The organism is Mucilaginibacter sp. UYCu711 (genome assembly GCF_050433825.1).
Lineage (GTDB): Bacteria > Bacteroidota > Bacteroidia > Sphingobacteriales > Sphingobacteriaceae > Mucilaginibacter.
In genome coordinates, this window is the sequence record NZ_JBNPWM010000002.1 from 471,877 (window position 1) to 487,028 (window position 15,152).

The following is a 15,152-nucleotide window of genomic DNA, read 5'->3' on the forward strand; positions in this document are numbered from 1 at the left end:
GTTAATACAGCGGTTGAGCTTTAAGCAGAAATGTGGCTGCATCAATGGCCATTTTCTTAAAGACGATATTGTCAAATCCGAGTTCTTTCATTTGCTGAATGATACCGGCGATTTGTTGTTCCGTAACCCGGCAACCAAAAATAACTTCTTTCAATTGTTCTTTTGCATAGCTGATATCGTCTATGCCGGTGCGTGATACAGCACGCATTTCTGATTCGTAGGCCCAGCAGAGTGGTTTGCGGGTAAGCCAATAATTAAAGATTAGCGTGGTATCGGCCATGCCTTGCAGTTTTCGGATTTGGTCAATATAGCGGACCGGGTACATACTAAACTCTTTGCCCATGACCGGGAACTTAAAACCGAGGCAAATGCCGGTGTGCTTATCAGCGTAATGCGACCACATCAGGATATCATCAGGTTTGGTGGAAAAGCAACAGATCTTAAAGTGTTCCTTTTCTTTTTGAAGTGCTGCGCGGTAAGTGCCTGGATGTGTTGCCAGTTCAACGAGTTTGTCCTGTATTTGCTTTGGGAATTTGTCCAGGTCTTTTTTGGCAAAGTCTCTGACCGATGCCGGGTCAATGTGAATGTCTAATAAATCTTCGTTTGAATCAAACGGATCATTGAAAACAGCCGGGCGGGAAAACCGAAGGGTTTGGTTAGGCAGGATGAATTGGGTAGTGGTATTGAAACCGGCGTACTTATAATAAATCTCTTGCTTGAGAATGATCTGCAGATCTTCGGCAGATTGCTTTTTGAGCTTGGCGATGGTGAGCATTCCGGGGATATCGTTCATATTAGAGAATTTAAGAACGTGTCTAAATCAATTTCTTTCCTGTTTTTCCAATCACAGATTAGGCCTTTTAGTGTAGGGTTGCGATGGGTTGCCGGCGCATTCCGGGTCAGAACGATGAGGTTGATCCAGTGACCGTAAATCACCACATGGCCGAAGATGTGTCCATCGCCTTCGCTGATGAACACTGCATGCGCCGAGGATGGTAATAGCCCGACGATATTTTGGATAGCTGTGTCTTTTTCCTGCGTTAACTTGACAAATTGATTATCGCCACCATCTGCGATCCATGATCGTATAGCATCAAAGGTGGTATTACGAACGTAATCAGCACCATAAAGATGCGCTAAATAATTAAAAGCGATTTTAGCGGGTATGCGGTAAAAATCAGGTTGTAGCGAATTGGTCCGGTTAGATATCACATGGTTGCTGCTTTTGATACCTGAGTTCGGGTCCAGTACCAGTTTCTCGCCGAACTCTTCGAGCAACGCATTAGAAAAATTGAAGGTCGCTTTTGGGTTGCTTGCAAAAAATGCACGGTTATATTTTTTCTCTGTTTTATAGCCAAATAAAAAGGTATTTTCCGGTATAAGGTCAGAGGTGATCAATGTGGTGTTAATGGTGGCGATGGATTTGCAGATGGCGATGAGTTCGTCAATTTTTTCTTGAATCCCAGGTTCATTCTTGAGCTGTACCTGAATGGCTTTGGTATGGATATCATACCGAAACTGCGGTAGGTTAATTGGAACGCCCTTTTGGATGTACCCTAAAGTGACGTCTTTAGCATCGGTATTGTTTACCAGTACGTGTATATTTGAACGAGTTTGATTTTGGTCTGATAAGCTGCCGCTTCTACCAGGGCCCTCGGTAACACGCGCAAAGCCTGCAAAAATGGAATCACTCATATATTGTTTTTCCAGTCCGGACATAGCATAGTTAAACTCATCGGAAACAACACCGTTGGCCAATTTCATCATGCCACCAAGCCCGGCAGGTATAATGTGTTCTTGTTTTTTATAATGCAGGTTGGTTTGGCCTGTCAGGTAAATACACATATTAAACTTTGTCTGTAAATAAATACTCGGGAAAAGGCATTGGTAATGCCGGCCCTTTTGGATTTTGCTTTTCTTCGTGGTGAATGGCTAAAGACGTGTAAATAATAGCGGAACGCATTAAGCTGATCAGTTTGAGCGTTTTGAGTTCGAATTTACCCCGGTCAATTGCGTAAGTGTAGCCGTCGGGATCGTCGCCACCCCAATTTCCATATTGGACGACTTTGAAAGATTTGTGCTCAATATGATTGCGGATTTCGGCTAACTCCTGCGCATCGGGTTCCAATACGATGGAATGGGCTTCTTCGTCTTCCGCATTGTAAAGGTCCTTGCTCAGCCAGTACAAACCTCGCAGGGCGATATTTGTATTGTTTTGAAAACGTTGACGCAGTGTTTTTTTACCTTTAACATCTTCATGCCATAAACTTCTGAAGCTGATTTTTTTGCGATTTAACCCGATCTGCAAATAATCATTAAGTAAATAGGCGATTTTGTCAAACAGAGAATAAATCAGACGGTAAGTGATCTTCACCTTTTCCATGTGAAAAGAATATTCGGCATATTCCAGTGTATCGACCAGGTTAACATCCATATCCGAAAAATGCGGCTTATGGGGTTGTGTCCCTTCATAAAATAGAAATCGGGCGGTCGCATATTCCTGCTTGATTTGGTTGAACAAGGTATGGTACTTCGGTGGATCACCGGCAGCTACGGTCATCGAAGGCAAATGCAAAATATCATGGCAAGCCGTAGTGACCGGGCCGATGTCATTGAGTGGATTGATGTATAAATATTGGTCTAAGCACCACCGGCGGTAAGATCGAAGCTTTGGATCTTTGCCCAAATCAAACCTATTAAAATCATGGTCGTGCGTTAAATAGGTAGCTGGGTAACGTTCCGCAATCTGATCGCTGAGTTTTTTCCAAGCATCGTAAGCACCAGGGTGCAATTGCTTTTTAAGTTGGATTGCACGAATTAGATATTGGTAAGTTTGAAAAATAAAAATATTGTGATGACCATTGTCGTATAGCGCGCGTCCGTAGTAGAAATAGCCTTGACCCATATTGCCCAGCGCCATTCCAAAATGAGGAATGATCTCCAGCGCGTTGCGCCACATTTGCTGGGCTTCGACAAAACGCCCGACATGCGAAAAGTGATTGCCCATGTTGGTATAAGCCTGGCAGCGTAATTCTTTTTGCAATTCATCAAAAGCTCCATTACGCAAACAGCTCCTTAAATGAAAGATTTCCCCGGTCAATTCTACCTGGTCATAATCCCAGCTGTCCGACTGTTCAAAACGATTGAAATAACGCATTTGCGACCAGCCATTTGCCAAATAATAATGGAGTTTAGCCTGTTCTATAGGCGGTAGTTCCTTGATCTTTACCGTTTCCGATAAACTTAGCCCTTTCTCCGTGCCTTTGGTATCATTATTCTCGTAGGAGTAGTCAAAAAGGTCACCAATATAACCGACCTTTTCAAGATCAGAATGGGTCCTAGGGTCAAGGGCAAGTAGTTCGGCATAATTTCTGTCGCTCAGCATGTTCTTGAGATTAAAGTTTATTTCCGACACGGCGCCAGACGTCCAACAGGTAATACTCTCTTGACTTTTTATCGACAAGTGCGTTTAGTTCCGGGATAAGGCGGATATAATCATACATATATTTAGCCAGCACGCACATTAAAGTAGCTGCGGAGGCCATTGCCATTTCTTTTTGCCCTTTCAGATCGGTTACTTGCTGTATTTGGATGACACTTAGGCGACTCGAATGCGCGTGTCCGCATAAAAACTTGTATTGATCGTCGAAAAATGATTTGCTGAAGCCTGCATTTATCGCCAATGAGGACCAACTTTGCTGACCGCGCCAATTGCCTTTACTCAGCTCGCGTTGTTCGGCTCGATTCAAGGTTTGATAAACCGGGCTTTGTTCAATCTCTGTTTTAAGAACCTGGCTCAGAACAGCTTCTTGTTGTTGCTTGGCCAGGGTCTCCGGAGTTCTGGTGCTAAATCGCTGCCTTTCAACATAACCTGCATAGTCCCAGCTGTCGAAGCGAAACTGGTGTTCGGCTGGGTTGTCCGGCTGCACATACACGTGATTGAAGGTTAAATAGGTTTCCAAAGCCGCGCGGGACAAAATACATACGGACGAAAAATCGACTTGCGGTTCATAACTATTGCCTTTCGCCGTTAGCGCAAAACCTCCAGCTAAATATTTTACTGATAATGTGTGCTGCAGAATTTTCCGCCCCAAACCTTCCGCATACATTAAATTCTTGGTTTGAAGGACATTCTCAGTACCTTGCAATTTATTGCCGATGGTAATAAACGCGAGGATAAGTTCATCGAAATCCTGTTCATGTTGTAAATCTTCTTCGGTGGCCATCATTCAAATTATAAATTTCAGACAAATTAAAGATATTGCCGCGCAGCCTATTTGCGCAGTTGAAACTTTGTTTATCGCTGCGGCAAAAAGCCAGCTAACAGGCCATCAATTTGCGGATCATTCAACAAAGCGCAAGGAATATAGGTTAGGTCGGCACTTTGCATTTGTTCCGCAGTCGCACAGAACGGCCCGGCATTGGGCCCCAGTAGCGTTAATATATGTGCTTTGAATGATCCGGGGACTTTGCCATACCTTACCGTTCGACTTAATGACGCATCACCGATGAGCCCCCCGAATGCTACCCAACAGTGCCCGTCCCAAAGCTCCAATTCCTTCATAGATTCTTCAGGTGTTGGGATAGGCTTTATATAGTTAAAAATACGCCGGCTGCGCCAGTCCAGGTGTCCACATACGATTTGTGTTGGTATGCTGGAATGGGCCATGACCATTGCACCCCAGGCCGCACTCATGGCGGCACAATTAAAGCCCTGCGAAGGAGCCAGTGCCAGCACTTCCTTGGCGGTGTCGCTGATCAATTGGGTTTCAGCGACGCTAATCTCATAGTCAAAAAACTGCGCAACTTGTTCGGCTGTCATGACTTTTTCCAGCAAAGTCTCCAATTGTTGTCCGTAAGTAATCATTGTGTTAGGATTGGCCGATAATGTTCAATTAATTTAGGGATATCCAATCTGCGGTAGATACTGGATGTCGAATAGGCGACAACTATTTTTAAATCGCGTTTGTTGACTCGTATATTTGTTTCCCACGGAATATTTTCATCAAGGTGTTTAAAGGTTATCGTGTTTAGCTCACAATAAGCGGAAAACCAAGTCAGCACACTGTTGCCTTTACCGCTGCTTGTTAAAATGATGGTATCTATTGAAGGATTGGCTTCGATCAACGCAAAAACATCAAAGAATTCAAGCGGAAAGAGGTTATGATCAAGTGCGCTTTCGTTTTGGCGAAGCACGCGAAGGCCAATATCCGTAACTGCCAACCGTAACTCTTGTAATATTTCCCGGCGCTCCCGAACTGCCTCTTGACCTGCAAAATGGGTTAACGGACACTCCGCTAACGCTGACATGACTGGCCAGAAACGATTTTTTGGCGATGGGTAAAAAAACTCGAAACGATGGTTTTCGGCAACAGTCGGAAACGTGCCTAATAATAGTTTGGTCGCCCCTTTTGGAACGTATGGTGGCCAAGGATGTTGTTCTTCCTGGTAGCTACTGAGTGTCTGGAAAGCCATTATCAATAATTAGAAAGGTCAAAAATAACAGCACCTGCTATGTTGTGGGAATTGTTATCCGATTGTATCAATCCATAATCGCTATTCAAACCCTGATAAACATAGACTGGCGGCTGGTCTGTGATAAAACTACCCACGGATTTCTCTTTAGGCGGAGCTACAGCTTTGTCCAGAAAGCGGCGCATCGACCCAACCCAGGAGCGGCCAGCGCCCAATTTGGGGCAAATGAGTTCGTGCCAAGGAATTAGATCATCTTTCCAGTCTGCCAAAGCGGTTGTTTTTACACCTTTTGCTGATCTGACCGAATATGCACTTATGAGTGAACAACCGTAATCATTGGTTAAGTACTTCGGGTAATCTTCACTATGCAGGTAAAGAACGTAAAGCGGAATACAAGGATTGCTTTTGTCGGCTTTTGCTTCGGCGATCAGCTTATCACATTGAGAAATCGATGACTTATCCTTGCGATAATATAATTGCTCGAATGACTCGGTCCAGACGTCGAGCACTTTGGCCTGCACCCGATAGCCGATCCAGCGTCCATCAGGTATTTTGAGCCACCATTCCCAATCCGCACCGTTTTGCCCTTCCTGCCATTTGGTAAAATTGACTATCTTAATTTCCGGGTGATGCTGTTTAAAGTGAAGCAGGTGAAGATCAGTGAATGTTTCCTCCTGCATCGGATAAACCACAGCCCGCGAAGTGGCAAGCATTGCCCAGGTTTTATGAGCCAAGTCTTTAAAGGTTTGACAGATATTCATTTATAAACGATTAAGCCCTTGTTCTACAAGTCGCATGATGGTAGTAATATGGTCCGGATGCGTTTCCCTATATAAAGTATTCGACCGTACATTATTCTTTCCCCGGACTTTGTTTAATTTAAAGATAGATTTGTTGAGCCATTGAACACGGCGGCCAATTTCAATTCGGGTAGAGCCGTAGGTTCCGCTGATGAGTTGCGGGCCTTCGACCAAACCAACACCTTTCACCGTTACCTGTGCGCCGAACGCGGCAGATTTGAGGTACACGATGTCCCCTGGTTCCAGGATGCGAAAATATTCATGCAGGTCGGGAGCTTCGGTAATATCCCAACCGGTTCCGATAACGCCGTGATTTTTGAAGTCTGAGCTGACATCACGGTTATAATAAGCGCCAATTCCATAAATAGCCATTTGGATAAGGTTTGGTTAAATATAGGCATTTATAGCTACCTTTAATTGTGGATGAAAATTTGTCATATCCAGTTCAAGTGCGGCAATGGTTGCATGAAAAAGATGAAAAGTTCCTGGGACAAAATACGCCTGAATTTTTGTACGGATTTAATTTGTCCCGCCCAACTTTTGAATCAGGTTTGTTGTTTCATGTGGCTATAAAAAATACCTACACTAATTCGTTTAATGGGGTAGTATTTTTATCGGACACCGTCTCAACTTTCAAAATAAAGGAAACCCAAGACCCGGTTTGTGCCGCAGATCTTTTCCCGTTGGTCGATACGGCCGCTTTCGCTTATGCGCAACTGTTTCATGAGCGCACCCGCCAAACAACCCTTTTACACCATAAGATCGCCAAACCGCAGGTAAGTGAAGTATTACCCACCTTACAAGCAACCGTAGATATCTGGGAGGAACCTGTAAAGGAATTTAAAGCTGCAGGAAGAATGAACCTGAATCAATTCAGGGATTTGCCGCCTATTCCTGAAGCAAAACAATTTAAAGAAAACATACATCACACCGAAGAACAGCTGATCTCGCACAAATTGCACATGGGGCAGCAAGTATCAAGCGAAGAATTAAAAACCTTTGAGGGTTTAAGCGAATTTTATAATGAACTTGATAATAAATTAACCTTGCTGGATTATGGTTCATTCAGGGTTCAGGAAGTCAAGGATTTTGAAAATTATATTCTTTACGCCTTTCGCAGTTTAACACTGTTAAGCGATGACGTCAATATTACCCGACTTTACAGGTTGGTCGTCAACGAAGAAGTGACCGGCAGGAATGAACCGATAACGCATTCCGGCTTTTTAAGTTATCCGCCGTTAAAAATTGTAAAGGACAAAAATGTATATAACCGGGCGAATACCGCTGAAACCACTGTTTTCTATGCGGCTCAGACTGTCGACGCGGCCCTAAAGGAAATACGTCCCGAAGTCGGGAAATTGGTAAGCATTGGTGTTTGGCGACCTGAAGTTCAACGGGATTTCATCGGTTATCCAATCGTGCATGATGAAGCAACGATTGAAGCCAATCCTGAAGTTAAAGAAGCGAACAAAAATGTGCGCGAAATGGAGCAATCCTACCATCCTGCGCTCTTGAAATTCTTTCATTATTACATTAAATTATTATCGCGGGAATATGCAAAACCGGTCAGCCATAAGCTGGAGTACATGCTGTCGGCATTATTTTCAGAACATATTTTTAAGATCGCTGATCCAAACCCAGCGTTCAATTATGATTGCATTTTATACCCTAGCGTCGGCAACGGTTTTAAGACTTTTAACTTTGCTGTAAAACCTGCTGTTATAGACCGCGACTTTCAACTCGAAAAAGTAATTCAGTTTGAAATTACCGAAACCGGTTATAATCAGGCAGCTGTGCAGGGACAGCACCCGGAATACATTTCGCTGGCACGTTTCAAGGATTACCGGGTTACCCAACAAATATCCAAAAAAGGAGAAATTAGCTGGTAACCATGAAAAACTACCTGACGCCGGAACTGATCAAATGGGTGGAAAACAGTGCCGCTGACCCAATATGGCAAATGGGTATATTGGCGTCCATGAAGAAAGACTGGTACGGCGTTTTACGCGTTTCGCCGATTGGCCTGATCCACATCCACGGTAACCGGGATACGGGCTGGGCGCATATCATTAACAGGCATGCTTATTATTCCAACGATTTTTATTTCGGCGAAGGCGCTCTGGGTAATCCGAGCCGTTTCCAGTCCTCTGGTTTGCCGATATTTGATTGGGTGCCAGTTGCGGACGATCTTTATCGGAGTGGACAGATCGATACCAAAGAACACGCGGATGGCGAACTGTTCGTGAAATATACCGGACATTCGGCTCGTTTTTGCGCTTCAAATGGCGAAATGAAAGACTTTATCTTAATTCTTTACCGTGGAACCAAAATTGTTCATTCCCTCTATCCAAAAAAGAACCTGCAAGCGGATACGCCGGGCATCAAATTAAAAAACCTTCGACGTGCGCTGGATGATCTCAGTGCTGAAAAACCTTTCTTAAGCCAATGGCTCACGGTACGTATTCCTTATTACAACAGCGATATTACCGAACGGTATGTCATAGTGGTCTATATTGACCTAAACGCAGACCGGGGGAACGCTCATTTGCAGGTTAATTGGCCGAATGGGCAACCTTATTTCAGCATCTACCGGCTGATGGAGTTTTTTAATTTTGATCTTAAAATCGCAGACGTCGATACTAATAATCTTGAATTTACCCGGTTCATGAACACATTTACGAAATATGGCGACTTTACCCACATCGAAGAGGTGATGGGAAGGACCAATCAGAAGCTGTTTGAGGAAGGCTAAATCCCTCTCGAATTTCTCACACTCATTAAAGTAGCATCCAGTAGTTTTTCAAATTCTTGCGGGCGTTCGTAGCTATATTCAATTCTTCGTATGTGGTTGACATCGAAAAAGTCTGCGGGTTTGTTTTGTTCCAACAGGAAGATGATGTCTTTACCGATGCCTTTGGCATAGCCGATCTCGAAGAATACGTTTTTGTTGCAGTTGGTGATATCGCAAATAATAAATTCGGCTTTTTGAATTTGCTCCAGGATGGTATCGGCGATGATGTCCGTGCCGGTAAAGTCGTCGGCGCGAAGGACGGAAATGCCCAGTGTACTGGATTGCAGATAGTCCTTAACGTGCTTGCGGTAAAAAGCATTTAGGCTGGGATATGCAAACGGCATGACCATAAAGGCGGTATCTTTTTCGGTATAAGCGGCTAGATTAATGAACCGGAATGTAAAAAAGATCAACCCTTCGTCGCCACTGGCTTGAGACGTGCTGGTGATCTTAAAAAAATCCAGGCCGTTAAATGTAAAATATCCCGGTTTCCGGGTTTCATAATCTTGGTAAATCCCATTTGTTCGGACAGTTTTCTTGTTGATACATTTTTCCCGGTGAAAATCATTGGCCATGCAGATCACACCTTCAAACGTTTGTTCGTTGAACTGTTTATAAACACGGATTGTCATATAGGGCGGATAGCCTGCCTCATACTTTTGCCGAGAAGCCACGGTTTGCCGAAACTCCAGCTCATTTACATACCATGCCGTAAAATTTCCTTCCATAATATCAGCAGCAATATCGCCACCCTTACCGAATAATCGCAATCAAAAATGCGTACCTTCGATTATTATCGAGATAAACCGATGCCTATCAACGACACTAGTATTTATTTTATCATAGCCATTCTTGGCCTGGCATACCCGATATCGTTAGGTGTAGTTACCCGGCTCGATGAAAAGTACAAAAGTGTTACTATAGTACAACTTTTTCGCCGGTGCATAGAGTTTCGTGCTTTCCAGTCGCTAATGATCGCTGCAATTGCGGTAGCTGCCGTGCAGATTATCTGGATCGTTAATTGGAAGCCCTTTCCCGTAGATAAGCCACAATTCTTTTTTCATGACTGGGTTGAGATCCTGCTGTCGATAGTAACCGGCTTGCTGCTGATTTCTTTTTTCTTGTTTACCCGCCGTGTATTTCAGTTTTACGTACCGCCAGCTCTGGCGGCCTGGCTTCGCCGCCAGAGCGACAACGAAGATAGGCTGATCTTCAAGGCGCTGACAGTACTGCTCTTTTTTGGGATTGACATCCAGGATGCAGAGCTAGTCGCAACGTTGCGTGCGCATTTTGGACAACTGTTTATTAATTGGCGGACGGAGACTGGAGAAGAACCCGTCAAGTATCCCGTAGCTTATTATGAAATGGTCTATGATACGATTTATAGGAGCAGCAAATCGGATTACTGGAAGGTTCGGAACGTGGGTTTTGCAGCTGCCAGTGGCCGCTGGCTTATAGGTAGCCGGGAGCACAGTATGATCGACGAACTTACCTATGCGTGGCTTTGGAACAATCTTACCTTAATGCTCAGGTTGGACCGTGAGGATTTTGTCGAAGAATTCTGGCAGAATTCGCATCAGTTAGTGACGACCGCGTTGGCACCGCTGCCCTGGGATCACGACCACGAAAACCCGAGGCTGATCTTAAACCAACAAGCAGTTGACCAGCGTGAGCGTGAACGCCAACAGTTCTTTGAGTTCCATGTAGCGCTCGGTGGCATGTTGCTGTTCGAAAAGCGTTACGAATTATTAAAGCGTTTATTTAACCATACAACAAGCATTCCGGTTCGTTATGAACTAATGCCCTTGACGATGAATATGGTTTTAAACTTATTTTTTCGGTTTTGGACGAATGATGGCCTATTTTATATCGGACGATACCAATTTCCCGGTCAGGATGGTATTCAAGGCGAATTCCTTAGCCGCCAATTTATTGCGAAATATACTGCGCTGCTTTTTATAAGGCAATACTTTCTGGTTTCGCAATGGTATGGTTATGAACCGGTATCGCAGCCACAGGGCCCACGTACCCAAGAAGAAAGAACGATTTGGATACAGCAACTCCCATACTTTAAAAAATTACTTGAAGAAATTCAGAAAAACAAGAAATTGCTCGACACACTCGGTTATGAGGTGATTGACGAAAACTGGGCAGCTTTGCATAACAAGCCAACACCCGCTGCAATAATCAACGAATTGATCGAGCAAACCGAGGCTGCCTACGCTGCCGCCGAAGTGGAGCAACGGGCTGAAGCAGATAAGAAGACTACCTTCCGCGAAACATCAGCTAGGATTATCGAGGGGCGGATTGAAAGCTATCACAATATTTTAAATGAGCAATTGATCACAGCGCAATTTGAATCAAGTCGTATTAAAGGCGGCTACATGCTTTATCAGAAAGCTGCATTTTCCAGGGATCAGGGAGTCACTTACATGAATTATGATTCCTTTTTTGCCGGTGAAATAACCAGTGGCTTTACACGCGAGTTAACCGGGCTATTTCGCAGCAAAGCAGTCCAAACATACTTGTTTCGTGCGCCGCAATTTTTTGAGGCTATCGATAGGCTCCATTTAAATCCCCGCCTGCATGTATTGCTTAATTTCGGCATTTCAATAGAAGATGTCCTGCGCCAGCACGGTATTGATCGATTGACCGAAAATACATACAAAGGGATTCCGATCCTTAAGGTCGACCACGTCGACCATTCTGCTATGCGCAGTTCATTTATTGTTATCAAAAAGGCTGATTTGCCCTCATTTGTCTTTCACCAGCCGGAAGAAGCAGAAATTGACCGATTTGATTTAACTCGTGTTAGTCAGGCTGTCGAACTTTACGCAGCGGTAGTCGATCTTAATGAACAACCACAGCTCAAACCACTTTTCCCCAATGAAAAACCGGATGTATTGGCCACTTCGGTAATCCTGGCATTAGAATTAAACGTTGAGGTGCGCTGGAAAAACAAAGCAAAATTGGTAAGGCTGGCGTTGTATTCAGACTTCTATCAGCAGGGCAGCGTAAATGATTTATCGGAAGTTAAACGTTTTTAAAATGCAAAAAATAGTGTTGCTGTTTTTAGGGGATGCTGATAGAGCTACGATAAATTATCAGGGTATCGAACAGAAACTTGCCAAAGACTACGCCATTGGCCAATATATCGCAAGTAATGATATTGATCAGATCCAAGAGTTTTTTGCTGGCTTTAATACTGATCATGAATCATTGTTGATTACGATACTTGCACACGGCGGCGCGGATTGCATTAGTGCGAAAATGACAGCTACGGACTGGAATCGTTTACCCTATTCAGATCTATTGAGATTCATTGCTGCCTGTCGGACGGAAAATTCATTAACCTTGAACTTGGTAGCACCGTGTAATACGGTAAATGTAATACCCTCGGTAGCTACTCATAACATTGATGAGGTTTGGTACACGATAGACGAATCTGATTCTTTACATTTTGGATTAACTGCTGCAGAACAAGGGTTTATCAAATTCTCTTTCATGGACGAAAAAAACCTTTTTTTTCGATATCAGCGTTAAAGGCCCGCAGTTAAATTGATTTTTTGGGCAATGATATCGATGAGCCGCTGGTTGTTGGAGAAGATGTATTTGGTGACGTGAAAGCCGTGTAGTTCGTTGATCTTATGGATCATTTGTTTCGGGGCATCAGCATAATAAATTTGTTTGTTAGCGGCATCAACCCTATAGGCTTTGTCTGGTGTTTTTGATGAAATGACCAGGCACAGGTGTGGCGTGAGCGGCATGAAAAAGAAAAACTCATCCGTGAACTTTGTGTTTTGTGGCCGGTTAGTGGGGTCAATACTTACGCCAGGGTTGTCAGTGGTAAAAAAATCATTATGGCTGTACAGCACGCGCCATTCGAATTGCAACAGGTGCTGGGATATTTTATGTTGAACGTTTTTGGTTTCCATTTGACGCGATACAAGGGAGGACAAATGGGTTTTGCGTCCAAAGTCTTCATCTGTCATTATTTTTTCCTTCATTTTATCCATTTCCTCCAGCATTACGTCTTTTCGTATAATTTGCCTCGGATCGGTCAGTTCTAGTTTAGCTAATTCGGTCCTGTAACTGTCAAATAAAGTATCTATGACTGTTTCTTTTTTGGATTCTACAGCCGTTTCTCGAAAATAGGGATTACGAATCTTGATATCAATAATGGCATACATGAACAGCTCTGCCTCCTGCAATGGTAGGTCAGGTTGCCGACTTTTTATTTTGGCGATGATCTTGGGGTACTCACGTTCATACTCTTGAAACTTCTTTTCTAAAAATAATGGGTCGAGACCGTTGAGGTGCTGAAACTGCGTTTTGAAGTCACCTTTGATCGTATAGAAATCTTTGCTTCTGCAAACTTCGGCCGTTGTCTTGAGTTCGGGGAATACCTTGCGTTTAAATTTGAGCAGGTCAATATCTAGCGTGAATAGTTTACTTTCTGCATTACAAAATTCGCGAAGATATGATTGCGGCAGAAAATGCTGTTTCATGGTATAAAAATATAACTTTATATCTGAATGAAAATCGATATCACCAATAGTGAAGAGTTTAAGGAACTTATCCAGCGTACGCGGGCGCGGGAGATCCATGAGTTGTCCCAGCAACGGTTTTGGGGACATGTGGTTGTTTATGGGGAATCGGGTATCGGCAAGACAGCGTTGCTGCAGACTTTCAGGGATAAGAATCCGGTGGCTTATTTGGGGATCACCTGGTTGCGCGGGCACGAGATAGAACTGGATGAATCTTTACTTGCGCCGTTTTTGTTGTCGCGATTAAGACGTCCGGGCATGAACGGCTTTCCGGAATTGGTCATTATTGATGATTTTGACCAAATTTTATCGAAGCCCATTCGGGAGAAAGTGGCGACCATGCTCAAAGAGGGACGTCATTGGGGTTTTCGCGTGATCCTTTCGGCCAAAAATCAAATTAATGAAAAGGTGTTTGAGTCGAACGCGGAGGTGATGCGCTTGCGGGGGTTGAATGCAAAAGAAGTCGATGAATTGGTGGAGATGTACTCGGTCAAAGCCAATGAGCCTCCCGATCGGACCTTTAATTTGAGGGGTATGATACGGGCGGGAAATGGTAACCCTGGGGATATTTTGACGCAATTGCATTATTTCCTGGGCGAGGTGCCGGAGTTTAGGTATCGTAACCAGATTATTATTGAAGAACTGGAGCGTCCCAGTATTATCCTGGCGGATATGCCAGAGATTATTACCGATTTGCGTTTTGTTAACCAACGGCTTTTAGATCGGATCGGACGGAAACCGGAAGCCATACGTCATTTAACGCCGCGACAGTTCGAGGAGTTGGTCGCGGAGCTTTACGAAGAACGGGGGTACCACGTGCAATTAACGCAGCAAACCCGTGATGGCGGTAAAGATCTCATCATCATGAACCGCAGCGATATCGGCAACTTTATGATCTATGCCGAATGCAAACACTATGCACCAAACCGACCGGTTGGTGTCAGTGTGGTCAGTGATCTGGTCGGGCGCATGAGTGCCGACCGCGCAACGGCAGGTATGGTGATCACCAGTTCCTATTTCTCGCCGGATGCCAAAGTTTTCCAGTCCAAATTCGAGCATCAAATGAGCCTGATCGACTTTGTAACGCTAAGTGCCTGGATGAAAACTAAGACCTAAATGAGTTATTGTCCTGAACAGCCAAATGGAAATAGTATTTTGGGGCTTAATCCGCAGACCGGCCCTTGCTTTAATTTAAAAAACTAAGCAATTTAATTGTGTTAAAATGTATTTTTTCATAACTTTGATCTAATCCATTTGCATTCAATCAGTTGCAAAAAATAGGTGAGCATCTGGTGAGCACCAGGCGTTTAGAAAGTAAAAACATTGATTTTTAACGATATAAGGGATAGGTTGCTGTCCCGTCCATTCCGCTAAAAGCTTCACATATTGTGAAGCTTTTTTGTTTTATGCCTTTCGTGTGTATATCCTACAAAGCCAAAGCGACTAAAGTTATTATAAAGGTATGCTTCCTTTTTGGTTGATAAGACTTCAATCTAAACCAACGCGCAGGTTTGCAAAACGCCGCGTTCATCCAAATGT

15 protein-coding genes are annotated in these 15,152 nt (G+C 43.9%); 5 read left to right on the forward strand and 10 right to left on the reverse strand.

Annotated features, from left to right (window positions below; all coding sequences use genetic code 11):
- Position 1: 1 nt before the first annotated feature.
- The 8 genes from ABIB50_RS06100 to ABIB50_RS06135 all read right to left on the reverse strand — a co-directional run bounded on the left by ABIB50_RS06100 (position 2) and on the right by ABIB50_RS06135 (position 6,647).
- Complete coding sequence (locus ABIB50_RS06100) at positions 2–793, reverse strand: DUF2971 domain-containing protein (protein WP_429378127.1); 792 nt, start codon at positions 791–793, stop codon at positions 2–4.
- Positions 790–1,845 (reverse strand): hypothetical protein, encoded by a 1,056-nt coding sequence (locus ABIB50_RS06105; RefSeq protein WP_429378129.1) that lies wholly within the window; start codon positions 1,843–1,845, stop codon positions 790–792. Before ABIB50_RS06105 ends, ABIB50_RS06100 begins: the two co-directional genes overlap by 4 nt.
- A gap of 1 nt (position 1,846) precedes the next feature.
- Positions 1,847–3,385, reverse strand: coding sequence for an LA2681 family HEPN domain-containing protein (locus ABIB50_RS06110; RefSeq protein ID WP_429378130.1), 1,539 nt, complete (start codon positions 3,383–3,385; stop codon positions 1,847–1,849).
- 10 nt (positions 3,386–3,395) lie between these two features.
- Positions 3,396–4,229, reverse strand: a complete 834-nt coding sequence (locus tag ABIB50_RS06115) for a DUF5677 domain-containing protein (RefSeq protein WP_429378132.1) — start codon at positions 4,227–4,229, stop codon at positions 3,396–3,398.
- A 68-nt stretch (positions 4,230–4,297) separates the two neighbouring features.
- The gene (locus ABIB50_RS06120) at positions 4,298–4,822 is read right to left on the reverse strand and encodes a hypothetical protein (protein WP_429378133.1); all 525 of its coding nucleotides are present in this window, start codon (positions 4,820–4,822) and stop codon (positions 4,298–4,300) included.
- 41 nt (positions 4,823–4,863) lie between these two features.
- Positions 4,864–5,475, reverse strand: a complete 612-nt coding sequence (locus tag ABIB50_RS06125; protein WP_429378135.1) for a hypothetical protein — start codon at positions 5,473–5,475, stop codon at positions 4,864–4,866.
- A gap of 2 nt (positions 5,476–5,477) precedes the next feature.
- Entirely contained in the window at positions 5,478–6,236 is a 759-nt protein-coding gene (locus ABIB50_RS06130) for a DUF6615 family protein (RefSeq protein WP_429378136.1), read from the reverse strand.
- Positions 6,237–6,647 carry a hypothetical protein gene (locus ABIB50_RS06135; RefSeq protein WP_429378137.1) on the reverse strand — a complete coding sequence of 137 codons (411 nt, stop codon included), beginning with the start codon at positions 6,645–6,647 and terminating at the stop codon, positions 6,237–6,239.
- Positions 6,648–6,706: 59 nt separating this feature from the next.
- On the opposite strand from ABIB50_RS06135, the gene ABIB50_RS06140 reads away from it, so the two are divergent.
- Positions 6,707–8,164 carry a hypothetical protein gene (locus ABIB50_RS06140; protein WP_429378139.1) on the forward strand — a complete coding sequence of 486 codons (1,458 nt, stop codon included), beginning with the start codon at positions 6,707–6,709 and terminating at the stop codon, positions 8,162–8,164.
- A 2-nt stretch (positions 8,165–8,166) separates the two neighbouring features.
- On the forward strand, positions 8,167–9,027 hold the full coding sequence (locus tag ABIB50_RS06145) for a hypothetical protein (RefSeq protein WP_429378140.1): 861 nt from the start codon (positions 8,167–8,169) through the stop codon (positions 9,025–9,027).
- On the opposite strand, the gene ABIB50_RS06150 is transcribed toward ABIB50_RS06145, so the two are convergent.
- Positions 9,024–9,794: a hypothetical protein gene (locus ABIB50_RS06150; RefSeq protein ID WP_429378142.1), complete on the reverse strand. Its 771-nt coding sequence runs from the start codon at positions 9,792–9,794 to the stop codon at positions 9,024–9,026. The genes ABIB50_RS06145 and ABIB50_RS06150 overlap by 4 nt on opposite strands.
- 48 nt (positions 9,795–9,842) lie before the next feature.
- Between ABIB50_RS06150 and ABIB50_RS06155 the strand changes: the two genes are divergently transcribed.
- The gene (locus tag ABIB50_RS06155; RefSeq protein ID WP_429378144.1) at positions 9,843–12,113 is read left to right on the forward strand and encodes a hypothetical protein; all 2,271 of its coding nucleotides are present in this window, start codon (positions 9,843–9,845) and stop codon (positions 12,111–12,113) included.
- A 1-nt stretch (position 12,114) separates the two neighbouring features.
- Positions 12,115–12,609 carry a hypothetical protein gene (locus tag ABIB50_RS06160; protein ID WP_429378145.1) on the forward strand — a complete coding sequence of 165 codons (495 nt, stop codon included), beginning with the start codon at positions 12,115–12,117 and terminating at the stop codon, positions 12,607–12,609.
- On the opposite strand, the gene ABIB50_RS06165 is transcribed toward ABIB50_RS06160, so the two are convergent.
- A complete protein-coding gene (locus ABIB50_RS06165) occupies positions 12,606–13,574 on the reverse strand; it encodes a DUF4238 domain-containing protein (protein WP_429378146.1) in 969 nt (322 codons plus the stop codon). The two genes, ABIB50_RS06160 and ABIB50_RS06165, sit on opposite strands and share 4 nt — an antisense overlap.
- A gap of 27 nt (positions 13,575–13,601) precedes the next feature.
- On the opposite strand from ABIB50_RS06165, the gene ABIB50_RS06170 reads away from it, so the two are divergent.
- Positions 13,602–14,729 carry a restriction endonuclease gene (locus ABIB50_RS06170; protein ID WP_429378148.1) on the forward strand — a complete coding sequence of 376 codons (1,128 nt, stop codon included), beginning with the start codon at positions 13,602–13,604 and terminating at the stop codon, positions 14,727–14,729.
- The last annotated feature ends 423 nt before the right edge of the window (positions 14,730–15,152 follow it).

What these genes read in the sequence shown, in the direction of transcription:
- ABIB50_RS06165 (WP_429378146.1), bottom strand. Translation starts at nt 13,574, where the DNA reads ATGAAACAGCATTTTCTGCCGCAATCATATCTTCGCGAATTTTGTAAT.
- ABIB50_RS06100 (WP_429378127.1), bottom strand. Translation starts at nt 793, where the DNA reads ATGAACGATATCCCCGGAATGCTCACCATCGCCAAGCTCAAAAAGCAA.
- ABIB50_RS06160 (WP_429378145.1), top strand. Translation starts at nt 12,115, where the DNA reads ATGCAAAAAATAGTGTTGCTGTTTTTAGGGGATGCTGATAGAGCTACG.
- ABIB50_RS06125 (WP_429378135.1), bottom strand. Translation starts at nt 5,475, where the DNA reads ATGGCTTTCCAGACACTCAGTAGCTACCAGGAAGAACAACATCCTTGG.
- ABIB50_RS06110 (WP_429378130.1), bottom strand. Translation starts at nt 3,385, where the DNA reads ATGCTGAGCGACAGAAATTATGCCGAACTACTTGCCCTTGACCCTAGG.
- ABIB50_RS06130 (WP_429378136.1), bottom strand. Translation starts at nt 6,236, where the DNA reads ATGAATATCTGTCAAACCTTTAAAGACTTGGCTCATAAAACCTGGGCA.
- ABIB50_RS06105 (WP_429378129.1), bottom strand. Translation starts at nt 1,845, where the DNA reads ATGTGTATTTACCTGACAGGCCAAACCAACCTGCATTATAAAAAACAA.
- ABIB50_RS06120 (WP_429378133.1), bottom strand. Translation starts at nt 4,822, where the DNA reads ATGACAGCCGAACAAGTTGCGCAGTTTTTTGACTATGAGATTAGCGTC.
- ABIB50_RS06150 (WP_429378142.1), bottom strand. Translation starts at nt 9,794, where the DNA reads ATGGAAGGAAATTTTACGGCATGGTATGTAAATGAGCTGGAGTTTCGG.
- ABIB50_RS06170 (WP_429378148.1), top strand. Translation starts at nt 13,602, where the DNA reads ATGAAAATCGATATCACCAATAGTGAAGAGTTTAAGGAACTTATCCAG.
- ABIB50_RS06115 (WP_429378132.1), bottom strand. Translation starts at nt 4,229, where the DNA reads ATGATGGCCACCGAAGAAGATTTACAACATGAACAGGATTTCGATGAA.
- ABIB50_RS06145 (WP_429378140.1), top strand. Translation starts at nt 8,167, where the DNA reads ATGAAAAACTACCTGACGCCGGAACTGATCAAATGGGTGGAAAACAGT.
- ABIB50_RS06155 (WP_429378144.1), top strand. Translation starts at nt 9,843, where the DNA reads ATGCGTACCTTCGATTATTATCGAGATAAACCGATGCCTATCAACGAC.
- ABIB50_RS06135 (WP_429378137.1), bottom strand. Translation starts at nt 6,647, where the DNA reads ATGGCTATTTATGGAATTGGCGCTTATTATAACCGTGATGTCAGCTCA.